Consider the following 20712-nt stretch of genomic DNA (forward strand, 5'->3'; position numbering starts at 1 on the left):
CTAGTCAGATGTTGTATTGAGCCAACAACATTCGAGGCTCCGGTCATGACAGAAGCAAGCCCGCAGGAAGCAGCCGTGCTCGCGGCAATCCGCGACAATCCCTTTGTCGGCCAGCAGGAGATTGCCTCCATGCTGGGCCTGGCGCGCTCCACGGTAGCTGCGCATATCGTCCAGCTCATGCAGAAGGGCCATATTCTCGGCCGCGGCTATGTGCTGGCGGAACCGGCGCGGGCCGTCTGCATCGGCGGGGCGGTACTCGACCGCAAATACCGGGCGCGGCAGCCGCTGGTGCCGGAAACCTCCAATCCGGTGGACGGCGTCCGCAGCCTGGGCGGCGTCGCCCGCAATGTTGCGGAAAACCTCGCAAGGCTCGGCACCGCCACCACGTTCGTATCGATCGTCGGCGACGACGAGGCAGGTCGCACGCTGCTCAGCACCATGCGCGAGCGCGGCATAGACGTGAGCCAGGTTTCGGTGACCGGCGAGCGGCCGACGGCGGAATATGCGGCGGTGCTCGACCCCGCAGGCGACCTCGTCATGGGGCTTGCCGACATGAGCATCTTCGATCTTCTGCTGCCCGACCATATCGACCGCATCTGGCCCCATCTGGCGTCCGCCGGCTGGGTCTTCAGCGACTGCAACCTGCCCGCAGAAACCTTGGCCGCCCTGATCGGTAAGGCGAGGACCGCCGGTTTTCGTCTGGCCATCGACGCGGTGTCCACCGTCAAGGCCGCCCGCCTGCCGAACGACCTGACCGGCATCGACCTTCTGCTGATGAACCTCGATGAAGCCAATGCCATTCTCGCTCGCCTTACGGGCAGGAGCATGGCGGACGCGCAGGACGCGGCCCTCGGCCTGCAAAAGGCGGGCGCCGGAGAGGCGATCGTCACCATGGGCGCGGAGGGGATCGTCGTCGCCGGCATGGAGGGCATCCGGGTCTTCTCTGCTGTCGCCGCCGCCTCGGTGGATATGACGGGCGCTGGCGATGCCATGATTGCCGGCACGCTGCACCGCCTGATGGCGGGCGACGATCTCTATGCCGCGGCAAGGATCGGCGCACTGCTGGGCGCCATGACGACGGAAACACCGGCCAGCGTCCACCCGCAACTCTCCGACACGTTTCTCGATGCAAACCTGCATCGCATCACCGGTTGAAAGGAAATCTCATGTCTCTGATAAAGCCCAAGCTCAGCCCGGAAGTGGCCGAAGCGCTCGCAAGCGGCGGCGCGATCGTGGCGCTCGAGTCCACCATCATCACCCATGGCATGCCCTATCCGGCGAACCTGGAAACGGCGCTCGGCGTCGAGGCCGTGGTGCGTGAGAACGGCGCCGTGCCCGCGACCATCGCCGTCATCAATGGTGAACTGCGCGCCGGCCTCGAACATCACGAACTGGAGCAGTTGGCGCAGGCCAAGGGCGTCGTGAAAGCGTCGGGACGCGACCTGGCTGTCGCCATGGTGCGCGGCCAGACGGCGGGAACCACGGTGTCGGCAACCATGCTGCTGGCCGACCTCGCCGGCATCGACATCTTCGCGACCGGCGGCGTCGGTGGCGTCCATCGCGGTGCCGAACAAACCTTCGATATTTCGGCCGATCTGACCGAACTTGGCCGCACTAAGACAGCAGTCGTCTGTGCAGGCGTCAAATCAATCCTCGATATCGCCAAGACGCTCGAATATCTGGAAACCCAGCGCGTGCCCGTGATCGCATATGGCACGGAGGATTTTCCGGCCTTCTTCACCCGCCAGAGCGGCTACACGGCAGACCACAGGCTGGACACGGCCGAAGACATCGCCAAGGCGATGCACCTGCACCACCAGCTCGGCACCGGCACCGGTCTGCTGATCGCCAACCCGATCCCGGAAGAGGCCGCGCTGACGCCCGATTTCATCGACGGCACGATTGCGGATGCGGTGCGGGAGGCGGAGGAACGCGGCATAGGCCGCAAGGAGCTGACGCCTTTCCTTCTGGCGCGCATTAACGAATTGTCGAAAGGTGAGAGCCTGAAGGCCAACATCGCCCTCGTGCGCAATAACGCGGCACTGGCCGCCCGTATGGCGGTCGCCTATGCGGCGCTGAAGAAAGCCTGATGGCAAACGGCGCCGGCGGACTGCTCCGCCGGCGCCGACCAAAGGTTATTGCAGGGTGCGGGCCTGGACGTATTCTGTCCCGTATTCCGGCGCGGGGGCCGCGAGCCCACCGTCTTCGAGCCCCGTCGCCACGACCGACACGCGGAACTTGCCATCAAGATTGCGGTCGAAGATCGCCCCGACGACGATATCGGCATCGTCCTGCACCTGGTCGCGAATACGGCTCGCCGCCTCGTCCACTTCGAACAGCGTCATGTCCGAACCGCCGGAGATGGAGATCAGCACGCCTCGTGCGCCCTTCAGCGACACGTCGTCCAGCAGCGGATTGGCGATTGCCGCTTCGGCGGCATTCATCGCGCGGCCCTCGCCGGCAGCTTCGCCCGTGCCCATCATTGCCCGGCCCATGCCGCGCATGACTGACTTCACGTCCGCGAAGTCGAGATTGATCAGGCCTTCCTTGACGATCAGATCGGTGATGCAGCCGACGCCGGCAAACAGCACCCGGTCGGCCGTCATGAAGGCATCGGCGAACGTGGTCTTCGCATCAGCAATCCGGAAAAGATTCTGGTTGGGAATGACGATCACGGTATCGGCCGCCTGGCGCAGCGCCTCGACGCCCGCTTCCGCCATCCTCATGCGCCGATTGCCTTCGAAGAAGAACGGCTTGGTGACGACGCCGACCGTGAGAATGCCCGCCGAACGGGCCGCATGCGCGATCACCGAGGCAGCGCCAGTCCCGGTGCCGCCGCCCATGCCGGCCGTGACGAAGCACATATGCGATCCGGCAAGGTGATCCATGATCTCATCGATCGATTCCTCGGCGGCCGCACGCCCGACTTCAGGCTGGGAGCCTGCGCCCAGGCCCTCGGTAATATGCGCGCCGAGCTGTATGCGGCGGGACGCCTTGGAGGTAGCGAGCACCTGGGCATCCGTATTGGCGGCGATGAACTCGACACCCTGTAGATCTTCCGCGATCATGTTGTTGATCGCGTTGCCGCCACCGCCACCGACGCCGATCACCGTGATATGCGGCCGCAGCCCGGAAATTCCATTCTTGGCGTCGGTCATCATGCTCTCCTTGAATAATAGTGTGCCCCGCCCCTTCGGACAGCGAATCGGCCGCGAGGGTACACGCGCATCAAGGCAGAGGCGCGGCGAAAATGACCAAGTGTGACGATCTTACGGCCGGCGCTTTCAAGACCGCCTATGCAGGCTCGAACAGCGGTTCGATCCGCATTTCCGGCACCAGTACCAGCCCCTTGTCGGTGATGCGGATTTCCGGAATGACCGACAGCGGGATGAGGTTGAAACCCATATAGGCGATGGTGCAGCCGGCCTTTTCCCATTCGAGCTTCAGGGCCTTCACCTCGTCTGCAACCGCGTGGACGCGCTTGTCCGACAGCAGGCCGGCTATCGGCAGAGGTACCATGGCCGTCACCTTGCCGTCCATGACGACGCAGACGCCGCCCTGTGTCGCTTCGATCGCATCCAGTGCCACCTGCATATCCGCAGCATTGGTGCCGGCAACGATGATATTGTGGCTGTCATGCCCCACCGAAGAGGCGACCGCGCCCTTCTTCAGCCCGAAACCGTTTAGAAGCCCATGCGCGACATTGCCGTCGGACTTGCCGTGGCGCTCCACCACCGTCACGAAGCAGAGATCGTGCTTGTCGAAATGCGCCTGCCAGTCATTGGCGGGTTCCAGCGTGACGGTCACATGCCGGAGCGTGATGCCCGGAAGCTCCGTCTTGATCGTGTGGGCGACGACGGTTTCGGTCGGCAGGTCGGGCGTCAGCTTCAGGCCCTTCGGCAGCTTGACGGTGTGGTAGGCCGCGTCCGGATAGCGGTATGGCTTGGACAGCGCCTCGTCGAGGAGAGGCGTGATCTTCTTGTCGTCCACCACCAGTTCGCCGCCATACCAAGTGCTGACCGGTTTCAGGTCGTCGGAAAGCAGGACGAGATCCGCCCGACGGCCACCGCCCAGCCCGCCGATCTCGTTTTCCATGCCGAAGCGTGTTGCGCCGTGCAGCGAGCCCATCGACCAGGCCTGCTCGGGCGTCATGCCGTATTTCACCGCTTCACGCGTCACCCAGTCCATGCCGAAGGCGAGCAGATCTTCCGCGTCACGGTCGTCGGTGCAGACGGCGACCCGCTTGTGGCTGGCGCCAAGCTCGGTGATCGTCTTGATCGCCTGCGGCAGGGAGTGCCATGGCGTCGTCGGCGGGCCGCCGCGCAGGAACAGCCAGACGCCCGCTTCCAGCAGGTCGTCGGCAATATCGCGATCGATCGCCTCGTGTGTGTCGGTGACGCCCGATGCGGCATAGGCCGCGACGAACTCCCGGCCGTAGACATGGCCCGACACCGGCCGCCCCCGTTGCAGCGCCGCGGCGAGAATGGCGTGGCTGCGCTCGTCGCCCATGGCGACCGGCACGAAATCCATCTTCTCACCGAGCGCCACGGCCTCCGGCCATTTGTCGAACAACTCAGCGATCTTGTCCGGCGTCAGGTCCCCGCCTGCCGTCTCCATCTCCGCAGTCGTGGCCGGCACCGTGCTCGGCACGGTCAGGAAGATCGAAAGGGGTGCTTGGCGCGCGTCCTCCAGCATGGCTTCGACGCCGGCCACATCCATGACATTGCCGATCTCGTGGCTGTCGCAGAAAATCGTGGTCGTTCCGTTGAGGAGGGCTGCTTCCGCATAGGCGCAGGCCGTGACCATCGAGGACTCGATATGGATATGCGGATCGACCAGTCCTGGCGCGACGATGCCGCCTCGCGCATCGTAGAGCTTGGCGGCGCCACCGCTGTAGCTTCCGGCTGGCTTGACGGCTGCGATCCGTCCGCCCGAGACCCAGACTTCCCGGCCGTCGATCATCCGCTCCGAATAGGTGGAGAGGATGCGCGCATCCCGGATGACCAGTTCCGGCTCGCGCCGCGCCGAGGCGACGTCGGCCAGCAGGCGCGTCATGGTCGAGAGCGGCTTTACGGAGAAACGATTGAGCGAGGCCATGAAAATTCCCGTCTGGAGATGATCGCGATACCGGCCATCGTAGGCAAGTTCGGCAGCGCAAGGAAGGGCCTTATGCCCATCGGCAAGACGGCGCGGCAGGGATGTGCCGCGCCGCCGAAGCGACCCAATGGAAGTGTGAGCCCTACTTCGGGCGTGAGGCCGGACCTTCGCGATAATAGGAAGAGTAGCTTTCGGCCAAGCGCTCCGGTGCGCCGGGATCCGCATATTTGCGCAGGCTCGACATGTCGGTCTTGTTGAGGATCACGCCAATGGTTTTCGACGCAATCTGAGGCTCGGAGCGCATCACGCTCTGCACCGCCTTGACCGGCGTTACCCCCCATTCCGTCACGAAGACGAAGCCATCGACATAAGGCTCGAAGGCCTTGGCATCGATGACCGGGATCAACGGCGCGAGATCGACGATGATGACGTCGAACGTATCCTTGATGCTGTCCAGGAACTGGCTCATGCCGGTCGATGAGAGAAGTTCACTCGTGTGGCTGAGCTGCCGGCTGCGCATGGTCATGGGCAGGATGGTCAGGCGTGAGCGGCGATCGACCCGTGCGGCCGCCGTCCACGGCGTTTTCTGCAGCACCACGTCCACCAGCCCGACTTCAGGCTCGCTCGCCAGCATCTTGCTCAAGCCCGGATTGCGCATGTCCGCATCGATGACGAGGGTCCGCACGCCGGCCGCCGAGATCAGGCCGGCAAGATTTGCCGCCACCATGGATTTGCCTTCGCCGGGCAGGCAGGAGACGACGCCGATGACCGAGCATTTGCGACCCTGAAAGACGATATCGCAGGCAAGCTTGGTATTGCGCAGCGTTTCGGCAAACTGGGAACGCGGCGATTCCACCGCGATCCGCATCATCCGGCGGAAGGAGATGGGCGCTCCGGCAGGAAGCTGCGCGCCTTCTGCGACTTCTGCAGGAGCGGGAGCCGCTGTGTTATCTTCGGACTGCATCGCGTTGAGCATGGGCAGGTAGCCGAGGAACCGCATGCCAAGCTTTTCCTGCACGTCTTCACTGGTGCGGAAGAAGCGTTCGCGGAATTCAAGAAGCGCGGCGATCGCGCAGCCCAGCATCAGGCCAAGCACTACGGAAAGCGCTATGGTCAGCGTCTTGCGCGGGCTTGACGGTGCGGTCGGCACGCCGGCATCGGAGATGACCCGCGCCTTGGCGATCGGCAGCGACTGAAGCTGGCTCGCGGTTTCGAAGCGCTGCAGATAGGACTGGTAGAGCGCCTTCAGCGCATCGGCCTTCTGCTGCAGTTCCTGCAGCTGGACCATGGAGACATTGGCATCGGAATTGTTGCCGGCCACGCGCTCGATGCTCGCCCGCAGGGACTGCTCCCGAGAACTGGCGACGTCGAGATCATTCTTGAAGCTGCCGGTCAGCTGCTGCAATTCCCGGTAGATCTGCTGGGAGAGATCGTCCTTCTCCCGGGCCAGGGCCACGGCCTGCGGGTGATTGGCGCCGAACTGCTGCACGACTGCCTGCATGCGATCCGTGACGGCGATGACGCGCTTGCGAAGATCCTGCAGGACGGTGTTGTCCGTATCGCGAGTGGAAACGACGGCATTCTGGACGGCCGTGTCGGCGCCCTGATCGAGGATCGACTTGTACTGATTATAACGGGCGGAAGCGCTTGCCACGTCGGCCTGCGCAACGATCAGCTGGCTGTTCAGGTCCGACAGCTGCTGGGCGGAAAGCAGCTCGCCGCGCGGCGAAACCAGCCCCTTCTCGCGCTTATACTTCTCCACGGCCAGCGACGCTTCCTGCGCTCGCGTGTTCAGGTCGGTGAGACGCTCCTGCAGCCAGAGCGTGGCCCGTTCGGTGGCGTCGAAATTGGCATTGAGCTGCTCCGTCAGGTAGGAGCTTGCATAGGTGCGGGTGATCTGCGCGGACAGCTGCGGGTCGGGTGACTTGACCGAAAGGGCAATAACGGAGCTGCGGCCGATGCGCTCCACCGTCAGCGCCTGCTGCAGCACGGCAGCGGCCTTTTCCCGGCGGCCGGCGCGGATCTGGCTATCGGTCGCCGGAGGGCTGCCGGGCGAGACGAGCGACACTACGCTCTGGACGACCCCCTTGATAAGATCGACCGGCGACTTGGGCGGGTTCACCAGCATCTCGTTCTGGTCGAAATTGCCCTTTTCCACCACGCTGAGCGCCAGCGCCTTGGACTTCAAAATCTCGACCGCGCTCGACATGCGGTTGTCGATCAACTGAGCCGTCTGGTTGTCCGTCGCATCCTCCGCGTAGCGCGACAGATTTTCGTCCAGCAGGATCTGCGTCATCGCCGTGTAATTCGGCTGCGCGGTCAACAGGTAAAGACCGGCCAGGACAACGGCTGCGATGACGCAGACGATGATGACGCCAAGCCGGCGCATGGCTGCCGTCCACAGCTTGTCGAGATCGATGAAGCTGTCAGCATCCTTGCTTTCGCTCGGGAAAATCGTCATCGGCCGGAAGTTTACCTGATCCATGGCTGTGTCCGCTTTGGGAGGATTGATCGGGAACGACAGATCCTGCCTGTCGCTCCTCGGACTAGGGTCTGTAAGTCAGGCCACGCGGTCTTGCGGCCCATAGAATACCATGCCGGGCAACAGCTGCGCAAACATCTCGTTGCCACCAGGTATGACTGCCTTACGAACTGGTTTCATCATGATCATGCAATTGTCCTTTTCTAAGAGCGACCCTGCTCTTCGATCGGATTTCAGTGAACGCCGACGGCTTTGGCCAGCCGGCGCATACGCACAGCGATCGGCATGCGCAGGTGCTTGAGCGCCTGCGGGTGACCGATTGCCGTTTTAAGTATCCCGCCGACGGAGCGTTTCTTGATCTCATCGATGAGCGTGATGAAGGAAGCCGCTTCCCGAATGCTGCGCGTCCGGAGTTTTTGGGCGGCCATAGCATCCGCATCCAGCCGGTAGCGCTGAAGAAACGTTTCGTCCGCTTCCAGCATGGCATGCAAGTGATGCGGCTTCAGAATGCGCGAAATCGAACCGTGCCGGAGATGGTAGACATAACCGGCGGACGGTTCGACCGCACAACGCGCACCGCTGGCGAGTGCTGCGGCGAGCAGGGCATAATCCTCGCCGATCCGTAGCGTCTCATCGAAGCGCAGGCCGTGCTCCAGCAGGAAGATGCGCTCGAAGATAGGCTTCATATAGCCGAAGTTGAAGGTCGAACCGAAGATCACATTGGAGCGGATGAACTCGGCAAGCGTCATCAGCGGACGCTTTTGCAGCTCTTCCCGCGGGAACATCGGTTCGGGCGCACCGCCATCGAGCGGGACGACGTCGATATTGTCCACCACCACCTGCGCATCCGCAGCCTTCGCCCGGTCGATCATGGTCCGCAGCCTATGCGGATGGATGGTGTCGTCGGCATCGAGCACCGCGATCCAGCGTCCCGTGGCAGCTGAGAAGCCTGCATTACGGGCGGCGGCCGGCCCGCCATTGATTGCCTGCGCGATGAGACGCACCCGGCTATCGGAATAGTCCGCCACCATTTCCCTCGTGCCGTCCGTCGAGCAATCGTCCACCACGATCACTTCCAGGGATACGCCCTCCTGCGCAAGCGCGCTTGCAATCGCATCGGCCAGCGTGTCCGCGGCATTGTAGGCGGCGATCACGAAGGTGACATCCAGCATAACGGTGGGCGCTGAAATTGCGGTCATGCGGTCTCCGTAATTCCATACTGGCGGATCTCGCGCATGCCGAGGCTGCCCATGACGGCGCCGGCATGCAGGGCCGCCCGCAATGCATAGTGCGTGCGTGTGACAGGCAGGAAGACGGTGCCGGCTACGACGGCAGCACAATAGCCGAATTTCAGCCCGGCCATCGCCGTCTGCCGGACACGGCGCAATCCGGAATTCTTGGCAGCCAGGATGCGGCCATGGGTCTGGCCGGAACGGAAGCGCCGCTTGGCAAGCCAGGAGAAGCTCGCTCGTTTCGCCGGCACCGCCTCAAGGATCAAGGCGTCGGATGCGAACTCTATCCTGCCGCCGGACTCAGTCAGCTGGGTGAAGAAATGCGTATCCTCACCGCCGCTCTGGCCGAGCGACAAGGCAAATTTCGCGCCGGCAAGATGTGGCGAACGCATGTCGAGAAGCACGTTGCAGGTATAGCCCGTGCGGATCGTGCCGCCGACGAAGACAGGCATTGTCGAATGGAAGTCGCCGTCGCGCATCCAGGCGGCACTCTCAGCGCCATAGACCGCGCGAACCGGACCTAGCACGGCATCCGCTCCCGTCTGCCGCGCAGTGGCGGTGAGCGCCGTAAGCCAGCCGGGCTCCGCCGTCTCGTCGTCATCGATAAACGCAAGGTAGTCGGCATTGCACTCGGTAAGGCAGGCATTGCGGGCGATCGAGATGTTCGACTGCGGGCAGTGCACATAGGCGATCGGGAATGGCGAGATCTCCCGCAACCGGTCCACCAGAGGCTGGGCGCTGGGCACTGCGTCGTTATCCGCCACGATCAGCCGCACCGTGGCAGCCGGCGGAACAGCGAGTGCGAAGAGCGATCGAAGTGTCTCTTCAAGCTCCAGCCGGCGAAAGGTGCAGATGCCGATATCGATGCGCAGCGGGGTTTCCTCCATCATGCGGCCCTCCGCGCTTTGACGCCGATCAGTTCCAGCCAGAAACCCGCCGACCATGCAAAGTGCATGATCATCGCGGAAACAGCCGCGAGCGGCCCGAGCGGGTTGCGCTGTCCGACCGCCATCCACACCCCATAGCCGAGGCAGGCGACTGCCCAGATCGCCAGCGGGATGGCCGCCCACCAATGAAGCAGCGCCAAAAGCCCGATCACCACCACCGGCGCGACCGCAAGCGGAACGGCCTGCCGGATCTTCGGAACGGAGCGGTGCTTCAGCAGGTTCTTGGCTCTGCCCCGGCCATAACCGAGATATTGCCGGAACAGCGCGGCGGCGCTCGCCCTCGGATAGTAGGTCATATAGGTCTTGCCGGTCATCCAGATGCGGAAGCCGGCCTTGCGCAGCCGGAAGTCAAGCTCCGCATCCTCGTTGTGGCTGAAGCTCTCATCATAGCCGCCGACTGCCTCGAAGGCTGCAATGCGCATCAGGGCGTGATGCCCATGATCCACCCACTCCCCGCCGCCGCCGGCGCGATGCTTGGAGCCGCCATTGCCGAGCTTGGAGTTTTGTGCCGCGGCCGTCGCCTTCTGGAACAGGCCAAAACCAACCGTATCCATGCCGACCACCACCGAGTCTGCTTCGAGCGCCACGGCCTCTTCCAGCAGAGCCCGGCAATAATCGTCGGGGTAATCGCCATGCGCATCGATACGGATCAGATAATCCCGCTCTTCGCCGAACCGCTGGACGGCAAGGTTGATGGCGGCACTCTGAATCTTCTTTCGGTTGGGAAGAAGCACGACCTGTGGAACGGTTTCCGAGACGCGGGCCACGATTTCAGGCGTCCCGTCCGTGCTGCCGCCGTCTGCCACGACGATCAGCATATCGGTGTCGCCGCGCTGGGCATGGAGTTTATGAAGCAGCGGTTCGATCGTCTTCGCCTCATTCAGACAAGGGATAACGAGCAGTACGCGCATATTCGGCATGTCGGTATTCGAGGGCATACTCATAACCATCCTTGACCTCACGACTGCAGAGTTGAAACAGCGGCCACGGCGGCCGACGACGAAGCATTGCGATCGAGCGCCGCAAGGCGTGCAACGAGAGCACGGCAGTCGGTTGGGCTGGTGACCCACTGGCTGCGGTCGATGGCGGCAACGGCCGCGGTCAGCTTCTCATAGCGCTCATCGGTCATCCCGTTGAAAAGCGTGACCAGACTTTCCGGCTCTGCCCCGTCGAGTGTCAAGCCGATCTTGCGGCTGGAGACGAAGCGGCCGGTTTCCGTGGAGGCGAGCGCGATCGGGACGACGCCGTGCAATCCGCCTTCATAGAGGCGGTTGGGCAGGAGCCAGTCCGAGTTCAGTCCCTCCTCGAAGAAATCGATCGCCCAGGTGAAATGAACATCGCCATAGATGGCCGCCAGATCCTCCGGGTTGCGGTAGGAGCCATGGAATTCCACATGCGGGGCCGCTGCGACCTGGGCGTCGAAATCGGCGAACTCGCTATAGGCAGGCCGGCCGCGCAGCACGATCTCCACCCGACCCTCCATTCGCCTGGCAAACTCGGTCAATATGGCAAGCGACTTGGCGCAGCGGATCGCGCCGAACCATCCGATCCGCCAAGGCTTGCCTTGCGGTGCGGCCCGTGGCGCGGCGGGCACCCCGGCCTGATCGGGATCAAGCATCAGCACCTTGTTCTCTAGAAGCAAGACGGGCAGGTCGAGGCCTGAGCGCGGCTTGAAGAAGTTCTCCACGAAGGCAGGCGAGCTGGTGATCAGCAGGCTGGCATTGCGTGCGAAATGGCGCTGGGCGAGGCGCATCGCCCTGCCCTTCGCCCCGTCATCCAGAAGCAGCCTATGGATATCCAAACATTCGTAGACCACAGGAACACCGCCGCCAAAAAACGCTGCGGCCGGCTCTGCCAGCGCCAAGGTTTCCAGATTGCGGGCAATGATGACATCCGGCCGGGAGAGACCGGCAAGTTTGCGCTTCAGGCTAAAACGCGCAGCCGCCACTGCGCCCATGCGTTGGGCGAAGCGGCCATCGGCAGTCTCGCCCAGCACGAGAGAGGCGACGCCGTCCTGCTCGGCCAGAAGATTGCCGCCGCGCTGGAAACCGGCGACATCCACCTCGGCGCCGCCAGCCTTCAAAGTGAGGACGCGCCGCCGGATGGCGGCATCCACCAGATCATGCGCCAGATAAAGGACCCGCAACGTCAACTCGCCTAATTCCTTTCCGGATCCTTCGATCCTATCCGTCGTTTGTGACAGTACCTGCTCAAAGGCTCAGTTCAGCTTGCATAGAACGGAGTTAGGGAACCGGCAGGTCTCCCCGAGCGCGGTAAATGCAACGCGATCCACTGTAAGGGAGTATGGCCCGGCATAGCTGAACGGCCCCATCCACTGCTTCAGCGTGTCTGTGCCCCAGAGGCTGAGGAAGATCTTCTGCGCATTGGTCGGGATCTTGGCCTTGTCGGTGACGTCCTGCACAAGCTTGCCGTTCACGAAGTAGCGCAGACGGTTCTCTTCCCAGATGAAGGCATAGTCGTTGAAACCCTTGTCGGCACCGCCCGCCACCGGGATCAGCTTTTCATTGCCGCCCTTGCCGTTGATATATTGGTTGACCTGCACTTCACTGGTGTTCTTGCCGAGAACCTCGAAATCGATCTCGTCCCAGGGCTTTTTGTCGGTTGGGCCGATATAGCTGAAGAAGGCAGAGTTGAGCCCGGACCCTGTCGCGCTCTTCATCCGCACCTCGTAAGTGCCGTAGCCGAAACGTGCCTTGGTCTGGATTTCGCCACAGGCATAGTTGCGGTCGCCCGTCTTGCCTTCTGCGAAACCGAGTTTGAGCATGCCGCTTTCCACCTTGACCTGAGTTTTCGACCAGTTGCAGTTCTGATGGCTGCCATTGTTCCAGCCATCGGAAATGTACCAGACAGCTGGATCTATCTTATCGAAGTCCTCGACAAAGGATTTGCCGGTGACGCCGCTCTGCGCCTGCGTCACCGAGGGCAGCGCCAGGCCGAGCAGCACGGCAAGGACGGAGCAGGATCGTCGCGCGAAAATCGTTCCAACCGTCATGGCTTACCTCTGCTGTTATGCGATAGGGGGGGCTCGCCGTGGCGAGCATAAGGTGTAGGAAGCTGGCGTTTTGCAGGCGTCTGCATTTTCTCTTTCCGGCCGCGGCTGCCTGTCAGCACCTGATAAAGGCTCGGAATGGCGTGAGACACGAACCAGTTGGTCCCAACCAGAATGATGAAGCTCGTGGCAACTGCGCCGAGATAGAAGACCGGGTAGAGGGAATCCGCCATGGCGCGGTTCCAGATCATCCACATTACCACCAGCAACGGGTAGTGAGCGCAAAAGATCCAGAAGCTCAGGCTTCCGGTCGCGGCCAGCCGTTCGCTGAGCCGGGTCCGGATCGCTAAAGCCGAGACAAGCCAGAAGCCGCCGGCCCCAACGATGGAGAGCGCATTCAGCGCCAAGTCCAGGAACCATGGGAAATCCGGGCCTGTCCGGTAGAGGCCGATGGACAGGACTCCGGCTGCCAGCAGCACTGCCAGCGTTCCCGGAAGGGCGAAACGATCAAGCGCCCTCAAGTCCACTTTATTCAGCGCCAGATAGATGCCGAAGGTGAAGCTGAACAGGATGGATTTCTTCAACACGATACCGACCGGGACATCCGGAACGACGGCAATCAGGAAAAGAACCGCCAGCGTCGACAGGGGCGCCCGGCGGACACACAAGGCCAGAAGCGGCGACAGAAGGATGCAGACGAGCAGGTCGCGCAGGAAATAAAGCGGAACATTGACGGGAAAATCCTCGATCGCAAACGCATAGGTCAGAAGCTCGCGCGGAGATGAATTCCACAGGTCGTGGAAGTAGCCGATGCCCATGTCCGCCCGCTGGATGACGAGCACGGTTATGAACAGCCCACAATTCCAAAGCAGGAAAGGCAGGAGCACCGTTCGCGCCTTCGACCACAAGGTCGTTCCGTAGTCGAACTTTTCCATGCCGCGCACGAACAGCAGATAGCCGGAAATCGCGCTGAGACATGGCACGCCGATCCGGAAGAGGCTGTCGCCCAGAAATACGCGCAGCCAGTCGAAGAGGCCGTTTGCCCCCAGGAACTGGCTGGTGCCGTCATTACTCGGCACATGTACGAAGACAATGCCGCAGATCAGCAAAATACGCATCAGATTGATACGGGAGGATACGTTTTGATCAACAGTCAAACGAGTCACCCTTTTGGGCGATGCCCCCCTCATCGCCGTTTCATCAGAGCAGACTTTAGCCCGCAGTCGTCCCGACAGGATCAGGGTGAGATGAGCGCAAAATGTGGCGGTGCAGCAAAAAATTGAGGAAAGCAATTTATAGCGGCAATATGATACCGACTCGTGTTTAGCCGGCGTTACGTTAGAAATCCCTAAAAAACGCCTGTTCCGTGGGAGGTTCGTTATTCTCATTGCTGCGCCGCAACAAGAAAATTCAGATGCGGCTGATCACGAAATTTTTTTATTCGGCACACCCAAAAGTGATCCCTCAACAGAGGGCCGCCTTAAAAAATGGCCGTATTGTGGCGGATCTGTGGCGAAGTTAGGCAGAGCTTGGTTCCGTGGCTGGGCGTCCTCTCCGCCGCCGAACGAGATCCACGATCTTTCGGATGAGTCTCATTTCGGTGAGAAGGAAGAGAATGGCATAGAGCACGGCGCCGACGGCGGCCCCGGCAAGCACCTGGAGGTAGGGGCTTGTTAACTGTGCCGAGAAGGTGTGGAGGAAGACGCGCACACCGATCGCCATGATGAAAGAGGTGATCATCGAACGGCTGCTCGTCAGCAAGCCCCAGAAGAACGGGATCTTGTCCACCCGGAAGACGGCCCAGGAATATCCGACAAGCGTGACAGCGTTGACGATGCAAAGCCCGATCATTGCATCCACCAGGCTGCCGTAATAGGCGCCGCCGGCAATCGCGGCCGTTGTGGCGATGGCCCGCAGCACGGCCGACCAGAACAGCACACGGCTATGCCCCGTTCCCTTGAGGTAGGGGATGAAGGTGCTGCAGGGCGTGATGATCGCCTTGGAAAGCGACAGCAGGCCGAGGACCGGCCACGCATAGGCCCATTGCGGCCCGAACAACACCAGCATGGCGGGCTCCGCCACGGCCCAGAGCCCGAACATCGCCGGCGCGAGAACCACCGTCATTGCCTGCGTGCTGAACATCAGCGCTTCGGACCGCCGCTTCCGATCGTCTCCCATCAGGCTGAAGGCGGGAAAGAGGACGCCCATGACGGCAGACAGGACGACCTGGTTCGGAATGCTGGCAAACCGGTTGGCGGCGGAATAGGCGCCGGCATCGGCAAGGCCGAGAATACGTGCGATGACTACCATCGGCGCCTGAAAGGTGACGAAATTCGCCATTTCCGAGCCCATGAGCCCGGAGGAATAGCGCAGCAGCGGCAGAATCCGAGCCGGCCGGATGACAAGCCGCGGCGCGTAGCGCGTAATGGCATAGAGGCCGAACAGCCGGATCGCCGCCGAGGAAAACAACTGCACGACCAGAGCCCACACCCCGAAGCCGAGGAGAGCAAGCCCAAGCGCGACCAGCGCCGCCGTAACTTCCGAAACGGTGCTGAGGATCGCGTCCTTGCTGAAATTCATCTCGCGGGCGAGCAGCGAATAGGCGACGTCCGCCGTCAATTGCAGGGGGATGAGCAGCGCCATGATGCGCAGGAGACCGGCACTATTGGGCGCGCCCATCATCGTCGCAAGCACGTCGGCGCCGAAGAAAAGGATGAGCGCCATGGCGACGGCCATGGCCAGATTGGACCAGAAAACCGTATGAACTGTATCGAGGTCTCCGTCCCGATCGACAATCAGGGCGGAGGTCAGTCCAGCGCCACCGATCATGGCCAGGAACTGGACAACCGTCAGCGCAACGGCTACGGATCCGAAATCTTCCGGCGTCAGCAGTCTTGCCAGAATGGGGACGGTGACAAATTTCAGCCCGAAAGTCGCGGTTTTTGAGAGCACGCTCCAGCCGACATTCGTCGTGATGGACTTCACGCCTTGAGTTGGAGCCATATCCTAAATCCCGTACTGGAGTATCTTTGAACGCGGCCGTGGCCGCTCTACCTCAAGGCCTGCCAAAAGTCAGCGGCTTGCAATCTTGAAAAAAGCAGGGGCGAAAACATGGCGACATTTACGGTTGTTATTCCATTTTACCAAAAGGAACTCGGCATTCTGCGCCGGGCGCTGACATCGGTCTTCGAGCAGACCTACCAGGATTTCGATATCATCATCGTTGACGACGAGTCACCCCTTGCCGCAGATGTCGAGCTTCAGGGCATCGACGAGGCCTGGAAATCCCGCATCAAAGTCATCCGCCAACCGAACGGCGGACCGGGAGGCGCCCGAAATACCGGCCTGGACGCCGTGCCGCCGGAAACCAAATTCGTCGCCCTGCTGGACTCCGATGACATATGGCTGCCAAACCATCTCGGCAACGCCTTCGAGAGCATGACGCGGTTCGGCGCGGAATGTTACTGGGCCTCGATGCAGGCGAGCGAGGAATTTTACTACCATTTCGGCATGGCCGAACTCGAGCGGACGGAAGGCGGCACCCGGCTGTCCGAAAACCCGCTGGTGATCGAAATGCCGGATTTGGCGAGCGTCATGCTGAAAAACTGGAGCTTCCTGCACCTGACCTGCATGGTCATGGCCCGGCCTGTGTTCGAGAGCATCCGGTTCGAGCCGACGCTGCGGCTGGCAGCGGAAGACGTGCTGTTCTTCTGCGATTGCATCCTGAAATCGAAGCGCACCATTCTTTGCGACGCGCCGGGTGCTGCAAGAGGCATGGGGATCAACATCTTCCATAGCATCGACAACCAGTCGCCCCAGTTTCTGCGCCAGCAGTTCAACACCTGGGTTGCCCTCGACACTCTGGAGCAGCGTTTCCGCGCCCGCCCCGACGACGTTGCCTCGATTGCGTCCTACAAGAATACCGCCCGAAGACAGGCACTGTGGAGCCAGGCTGGACGGCTAAAGCGCAGACAGGCGCCTGATTTTGGTCTGCTTGCCCGCTGGGTCATGCGGGACCCGGGCCTGATCGGCGCCGCCTTTGCGCTCGGTGCCGGAAAACTAGGACGAACCGGGCGCTGATCGCGCGGTTCCCATCTGTCAATTCTCAACGGAGGCCTGCCATGTACCCCTATCACTGGGAATCTCATCACGGCAATTTCGGCGACGACCTCAATCTCTGGCTCTGGGACTTTCTTCTCCCAGGCTTCCGCGACGTTCATCCCGAGACGGTGCTGGTCGGCGTAGGCACCGTACTCAATCCGGTTCTTCTGCCGACAGACCGCAAGAAGCTGGTGATCGGCAGCGGCTACGGCTATGGCGAAGCGCCGAACATCACCACGCCGGATTGGGACGTTCGCTGCGTGCGTGGCCCGCTGACGGCCGCCAAGCTTGGCCTGCCGGCGGGAAAGGGCATCACTGATCCGGCCGTCATGATCGCCGACATGCCGGAGTTCCAGAACCTCTCCAAGATCCACAAGAAGACGTTCATCCCCCACTGGGAATCCGCCGAATTCGGCATGTGGCCCGCCGTCTGCGAACCGGTGGGCCTGACCTATCTCGATCCGCGCGGCGAGGCCAAGGCCGTCATCCGCCACATTGCTCAGTCCGAGTTCATCGTGGCCGAATCCATGCACGGCGCCATCCTGGCCGATGCCTTCCGGGTGCCGTGGGTCGCCGTCACCACGTCGCGTGCCATCAACAATTTCAAGTGGAGCGATTGGGCATCTTCCGTCCGCGCCCGCTATGAACCCCGCTATGTGCCGGTATCGACCCGCGCAGAAGCGGTGGCCAAAAAGGCCCGTTTCTGGGGCATCCGTTTCGACGCACAGCGACCGGGAGCCTCATCGGCGCCGGCACCGGCCCATGCGGGCGGCGATGTCATGACCCGTTCGGCGCCCAGCCAGACAGGTCTACGCGGGATCGCCAAGCAGGCACTGGCAGCGCCTTCCATTCTGGCATTGTGGCAGGCAAGCCGGGCCGAGCCGCATCTGAGCCCGGACGGAGCGCTGGAAAACTGCAAGCAGAGATTCCGCGACGTGCTCGATAGCGTACGCCGCGACTATTTTTGACTGGCCTGACCCTATTTTCTGCCGGCGGGCACGCCCGCCAGCAGGTAGCGAACGGCAGAAGGGGATGAAGCAACCGGGGATGTCCTGCCCCGGAAGCCGTCCAGCTTGTCCAGGAAAATGCCAGCGGCAATCGACGGGATGTGCTGCGGCCGGCTGAGAAGCCGGCGAAGCGCGCCCGCATAGCCGGACTGCGCCTTGGTATCCAGGAAGGCGCGGTGCTCGTACCTGTCGCGGATGTGGTTGCGGTGCCTGCTGATGACCGCACGGGCATCGGGAGCAAGCGACGCGTCCCGCAGGATCGCCTCGTCCGCCTCGTAAAGCATCCGCAGATCCTCCGTCCGGTGGCGGCTGCTCAAGGAGTCGTGGCGCACCACGGCGCCATAGCCGCAATGTTCGATCACCTTGTAGCGGGCGCCCTTGGCCAGCGCCCTGAGGTAGAGATCGTAGTCCTCGCCGAGCCTCAGCTTCTCGTCATAGCGGATCTTGTGGGCGTCGAGAAAGGCGCGGCGCATGATCGGCTTCAGAAAGCCCACTTCGCCGCGCGGCTTGCCGCGCTGCGAGATATTGCCTTCCACGAAATCCACCAGCGAGATCGTCCGGGGTCGCGTCTCGAAACGTTCCGGAACGGCGAGCGCGGCAGGATCGGAGATGAAGGCGATGTTGTCGGCAAGCAGGTCCCAACCATCCTCCGCCAGCATGGGCGAGAAACGGCCCGCAAAGAAGAAATCGTCGGCATCCAGAATGGCGATGAGCGGCGCTTGCGACGCGGCAATGGCCGCATTCCGGGCAGCCGACGGCCCCCGGTTCTGGGCGAAGGACAGGATTTTCAGCCGGCCAGAACCATCGTCTGCACCGCGAGCGACATCCGATGTCCGGTCGGTCGAACCGTCATCCACCACCACCACTTCGCTGACGAGACCCTCGGCCAGCGCCGAATGCACGGCTTTGGCAATGGTGTCCGCGGCATTTTTCGCGGCAATGATGACACAGATCGTCTGGGCGGAAGTTTCGGCCACTCATGCTCTCCATCGTTACGGGCAACGATTATGAGCGTAGGAACATGGCCCTCATGTGAAGCCGGGTCAAAAGAAAATCGGCCTTGGGCACAATCGTCCACCAAGGCGCATCACCAAACTCAATGGCAGATGCTACCGGTCGCGGGCCTGGAAGTTGCGGGCGACGGTCGGCTGGATCTCCTCCCTCGTTTCCCTTTCAAGTCCCCGGAGAAGGATGGATTCGCGGGCAGGTATTCCCTCGCTACGAAGCTTTTCGCGCCGAACGAGGTAAAATATACCAACGAAATATCCCGCCTGAATGATCACGGTACAGATCAGCGTCTGTATAAGCGCGGTCACGATCGACCCATGGATAAGATAGGACGACACGGCGAATACGATCAAAACTGCCAGCATGCTGACAAAGACGCGCGGCGCGTACATAAGACTCCTCCCGAACAGCTTTATATGTTCAGTGCAACAGTTCCACAGGCTCCTCTTCTGCGGAACGTTTACGAGCCTGCCGAAGAGGTTAGTCATTACCCCATCGTGTAGGCCGTTTCACGTTGAAACTTCGTAATGTTTCCGCAGTTCCTCAAGCCCTCTTCAGATTAACCTAAACTCTTTCTTACCGAAATACCACAAATGACGTGTCACTTTTTCGCCACGTTTCAGCCCTGACCGCCCCATTGGCTCCTCCTTACCCCTCCAGGAGCCTCCCCTGATCCGATATTCGATCAACTTTTATTACAAAGGTCACGCCTTCCGCGATCTTTCTTTTGCGCCGCAACATTGTATTGCAGTGCAACAGGATTAGGCCTTTGGTCGGAGCCTGAAGCTACTTTCGCCTGTTTCGGAAGAGGGAACGGACATTCCGGCTACACCCATTTAGGTACGATACATGCAATTTTAACGGGATGACAAGCGATTATTCCATAACCGCAGAACAGTACAAATCGATTTAAGTATTCGCCAATGCGACTACTGACCATGACCAGTAACACTCATGACGACAGATTTGTGACGAACGGCGTCAAGCCCCGGCAAGGCCTGCATGCCGATAAAAAATGACTAGCATCAAATTCCGAACACAGACTTATTATCATATCGCAGGTGCAAAGACGCGCCTCAAAGGCACCGACTATCGCAAAACAAAGTGGAGTCTTCTCTATGAAGTCAGCGACACGTTCGGCAGGTTCGCCGTTTGTCAATTCCGATCAGACCCCCGCGGCACTGCCGATTGGCGGCTTGGTCAAGCGTAGCTTCGATATCACGGCTGCGCTTTGCGCCCTCATCATCTTCAGCCCGATTTTTCTGATGATAATGGCGCTTGTGAAGTATTCGGACAATGGACCAGCATTTTACGGACACACCCGGATCGGCCACAACGGTCGGCCGTTCAAATGCCTCAAGTTCAGGACCATGGCCACCAATGGCGATGATCTCCTGCGAAAATACCTTCGGGACAATCCCGAGGCCATGGAAGAATGGCGCCTGACGCGTAAGCTGAAGGACGATCCCCGTGTTACCATCGTTGGCAAGGTTCTGCGCAAGCTGAGCCTTGACGAGCTGCCGCAGCTTCTCAACATCGTACGCGGAGAAATGAGCGTCGTAGGCCCCCGTCCGGTGGTCGATGACGAGCTGAAGGTCTACGACAGCTTCGCTGTCTATTACCTGCGCACCCGGCCGGGTTTGACCGGTCTGTGGCAGATCAGCGGCCGCAATGATGTCTCCTACGAGACCCGCATCGCGTTCGATACGCACTATGTTCAGAACTGGTCACTTTTCCGGGACATTGCCATTATCGTGAAGACGATTCCGGCTGTATGCTTTGCCCGCGGCAGTTACTGACATACGGTGTCCGGGCAGCCGCCCGGCTT

At 61.5% G+C, this 20712-nt stretch carries 17 protein-coding genes; 5 read left to right on the forward strand and 12 right to left on the reverse strand.

All coding sequences use genetic code 11. From position 1 onward, the window contains the following. Positions 1–45 precede the first annotated feature (45 nt). Both EPK99_RS12230 and EPK99_RS12235 read left to right on the forward strand, forming a co-directional pair. Positions 46–1155, forward strand: a complete 1110-nt coding sequence (locus EPK99_RS12230; RefSeq protein ID WP_128443284.1) for a carbohydrate kinase — start codon at positions 46–48, stop codon at positions 1153–1155. 11 nt (positions 1156–1166) lie between these two features. Next, positions 1167–2090, forward strand: a complete 924-nt coding sequence (locus EPK99_RS12235) for a pseudouridine-5'-phosphate glycosidase (RefSeq protein WP_128443285.1) — start codon at positions 1167–1169, stop codon at positions 2088–2090. A 45-nt stretch (positions 2091–2135) separates the two neighbouring features. Here the strand turns inward: EPK99_RS12235 and ftsZ are convergent, their stop codons facing one another. From ftsZ to EPK99_RS12285, 10 genes are all read right to left on the reverse strand, one after another. Then, positions 2136–3158 carry a cell division protein FtsZ gene (ftsZ, locus tag EPK99_RS12240; protein WP_128443286.1) on the reverse strand — a complete coding sequence of 341 codons (1023 nt, stop codon included), beginning with the start codon at positions 3156–3158 and terminating at the stop codon, positions 2136–2138. Positions 3159–3294: 136 nt separating this feature from the next. Next, positions 3295–5097, reverse strand: a complete 1803-nt coding sequence (locus EPK99_RS12245) for an adenine deaminase (RefSeq protein WP_128443287.1) — start codon at positions 5095–5097, stop codon at positions 3295–3297. Positions 5098–5239: 142 nt separating this feature from the next. Next, positions 5240–7582 carry a polysaccharide biosynthesis tyrosine autokinase gene (locus EPK99_RS12250; RefSeq protein WP_128443288.1) on the reverse strand — a complete coding sequence of 781 codons (2343 nt, stop codon included), beginning with the start codon at positions 7580–7582 and terminating at the stop codon, positions 5240–5242. Positions 7583–7812: 230 nt separating this feature from the next. After that, on the reverse strand, positions 7813–8778 hold the full coding sequence (locus EPK99_RS12255; RefSeq protein ID WP_281033459.1) for a glycosyltransferase family 2 protein: 966 nt from the start codon (positions 8776–8778) through the stop codon (positions 7813–7815). Then, positions 8775–9701 carry a glycosyltransferase family 2 protein gene (locus EPK99_RS12260; protein WP_128443289.1) on the reverse strand — a complete coding sequence of 309 codons (927 nt, stop codon included), beginning with the start codon at positions 9699–9701 and terminating at the stop codon, positions 8775–8777. The genes EPK99_RS12255 and EPK99_RS12260 overlap by 4 nt, the downstream gene beginning before the upstream one ends. Continuing rightward, positions 9698–10696: a glycosyltransferase family 2 protein gene (locus EPK99_RS12265; RefSeq protein ID WP_245582395.1), complete on the reverse strand. Its 999-nt coding sequence runs from the start codon at positions 10694–10696 to the stop codon at positions 9698–9700. Before EPK99_RS12265 ends, EPK99_RS12260 begins: the two co-directional genes overlap by 4 nt. Positions 10697–10716: 20 nt before the next feature. After that, positions 10717–11910 (reverse strand): glycosyltransferase, encoded by a 1194-nt coding sequence (locus EPK99_RS12270; protein ID WP_128443290.1) that lies wholly within the window; start codon positions 11908–11910, stop codon positions 10717–10719. 66 nt (positions 11911–11976) lie between these two features. Further along, the gene (gene exoK / locus EPK99_RS12275) at positions 11977–12771 is read right to left on the reverse strand and encodes an endo-1,3-1,4-beta-glycanase ExoK (protein WP_128443291.1); all 795 of its coding nucleotides are present in this window, start codon (positions 12769–12771) and stop codon (positions 11977–11979) included. Beyond that, on the reverse strand, positions 12768–13925 hold the full coding sequence (locus EPK99_RS12280) for an acyltransferase family protein (RefSeq protein ID WP_281033461.1): 1158 nt from the start codon (positions 13923–13925) through the stop codon (positions 12768–12770). The genes exoK and EPK99_RS12280 overlap by 4 nt, the downstream gene beginning before the upstream one ends. A 361-nt stretch (positions 13926–14286) precedes the next feature. Continuing rightward, on the reverse strand, positions 14287–15771 hold the full coding sequence (locus EPK99_RS12285; RefSeq protein WP_128443292.1) for a lipopolysaccharide biosynthesis protein: 1485 nt from the start codon (positions 15769–15771) through the stop codon (positions 14287–14289). A gap of 108 nt (positions 15772–15879) precedes the next feature. Here EPK99_RS12285 and EPK99_RS12290 point away from each other — a divergent pair, with 108 nt between their 5' ends. Together EPK99_RS12290 and EPK99_RS12295 are read left to right on the forward strand one after the other, a co-directional pair. Then, positions 15880–16848 (forward strand): glycosyltransferase family 2 protein, encoded by a 969-nt coding sequence (locus EPK99_RS12290; protein WP_128443293.1) that lies wholly within the window; start codon positions 15880–15882, stop codon positions 16846–16848. A gap of 41 nt (positions 16849–16889) precedes the next feature. Beyond that, positions 16890–17837: a polysaccharide pyruvyl transferase family protein gene (locus EPK99_RS12295; RefSeq protein WP_128443294.1), complete on the forward strand. Its 948-nt coding sequence runs from the start codon at positions 16890–16892 to the stop codon at positions 17835–17837. Between the two features lie 11 nt (positions 17838–17848). Here EPK99_RS12295 and EPK99_RS12300 read toward each other — a convergent pair whose 3' ends face one another. Then, on the reverse strand, positions 17849–18853 hold the full coding sequence (locus tag EPK99_RS12300) for a glycosyltransferase family 2 protein (RefSeq protein ID WP_128443295.1): 1005 nt from the start codon (positions 18851–18853) through the stop codon (positions 17849–17851). Between the two features lie 132 nt (positions 18854–18985). Then, positions 18986–19276 (reverse strand): exopolysaccharide production repressor protein, encoded by a 291-nt coding sequence (locus EPK99_RS12305; protein ID WP_128443296.1) that lies wholly within the window; start codon positions 19274–19276, stop codon positions 18986–18988. A 726-nt stretch (positions 19277–20002) separates the two neighbouring features. Here EPK99_RS12305 and EPK99_RS12310 point away from each other — a divergent pair. Continuing rightward, positions 20003–20683: a sugar transferase gene (locus EPK99_RS12310; RefSeq protein WP_128443297.1), complete on the forward strand. Its 681-nt coding sequence runs from the start codon at positions 20003–20005 to the stop codon at positions 20681–20683. The last annotated feature ends 29 nt before the right edge of the window (positions 20684–20712 follow it).

Origin of the sequence: Neorhizobium lilium (assembly GCF_004053875.1) — a bacterium.
In the GTDB taxonomy this organism is placed as follows: Bacteria; Pseudomonadota; Alphaproteobacteria; order Rhizobiales; family Rhizobiaceae; genus Neorhizobium; species Neorhizobium lilii.

Bases quoted from the DNA above. Each gene is read 5' to 3' on its own strand.
- EPK99_RS12230 (WP_128443284.1), top strand. From the start codon at position 46: ATGACAGAAGCAAGCCCGCAGGAAGCAGCCGTGCTCGCGGCAATCCGC.
- EPK99_RS12235 (WP_128443285.1), top strand. From the start codon at position 1,167: ATGTCTCTGATAAAGCCCAAGCTCAGCCCGGAAGTGGCCGAAGCGCTC.
- ftsZ (WP_128443286.1), bottom strand. From the start codon at position 3,158: ATGACCGACGCCAAGAATGGAATTTCCGGGCTGCGGCCGCATATCACG.
- EPK99_RS12245 (WP_128443287.1), bottom strand. From the start codon at position 5,097: ATGGCCTCGCTCAATCGTTTCTCCGTAAAGCCGCTCTCGACCATGACG.
- EPK99_RS12250 (WP_128443288.1), bottom strand. From the start codon at position 7,582: ATGGATCAGGTAAACTTCCGGCCGATGACGATTTTCCCGAGCGAAAGC.
- EPK99_RS12255 (WP_281033459.1), bottom strand. From the start codon at position 8,778: ATGACCGCAATTTCAGCGCCCACCGTTATGCTGGATGTCACCTTCGTG.
- EPK99_RS12260 (WP_128443289.1), bottom strand. From the start codon at position 9,701: ATGATGGAGGAAACCCCGCTGCGCATCGATATCGGCATCTGCACCTTT.
- EPK99_RS12265 (WP_245582395.1), bottom strand. From the start codon at position 10,696: ATGCCCTCGAATACCGACATGCCGAATATGCGCGTACTGCTCGTTATC.
- exoK (WP_128443291.1), bottom strand. From the start codon at position 12,771: ATGACGGTTGGAACGATTTTCGCGCGACGATCCTGCTCCGTCCTTGCC.
- EPK99_RS12285 (WP_128443292.1), bottom strand. From the start codon at position 15,771: ATGGCTCCAACTCAAGGCGTGAAGTCCATCACGACGAATGTCGGCTGG.
- EPK99_RS12290 (WP_128443293.1), top strand. From the start codon at position 15,880: ATGGCGACATTTACGGTTGTTATTCCATTTTACCAAAAGGAACTCGGC.
- EPK99_RS12295 (WP_128443294.1), top strand. From the start codon at position 16,890: ATGTACCCCTATCACTGGGAATCTCATCACGGCAATTTCGGCGACGAC.
- EPK99_RS12305 (WP_128443296.1), bottom strand. From the start codon at position 19,276: ATGTACGCGCCGCGCGTCTTTGTCAGCATGCTGGCAGTTTTGATCGTA.
- EPK99_RS12310 (WP_128443297.1), top strand. From the start codon at position 20,003: ATGAAGTCAGCGACACGTTCGGCAGGTTCGCCGTTTGTCAATTCCGAT.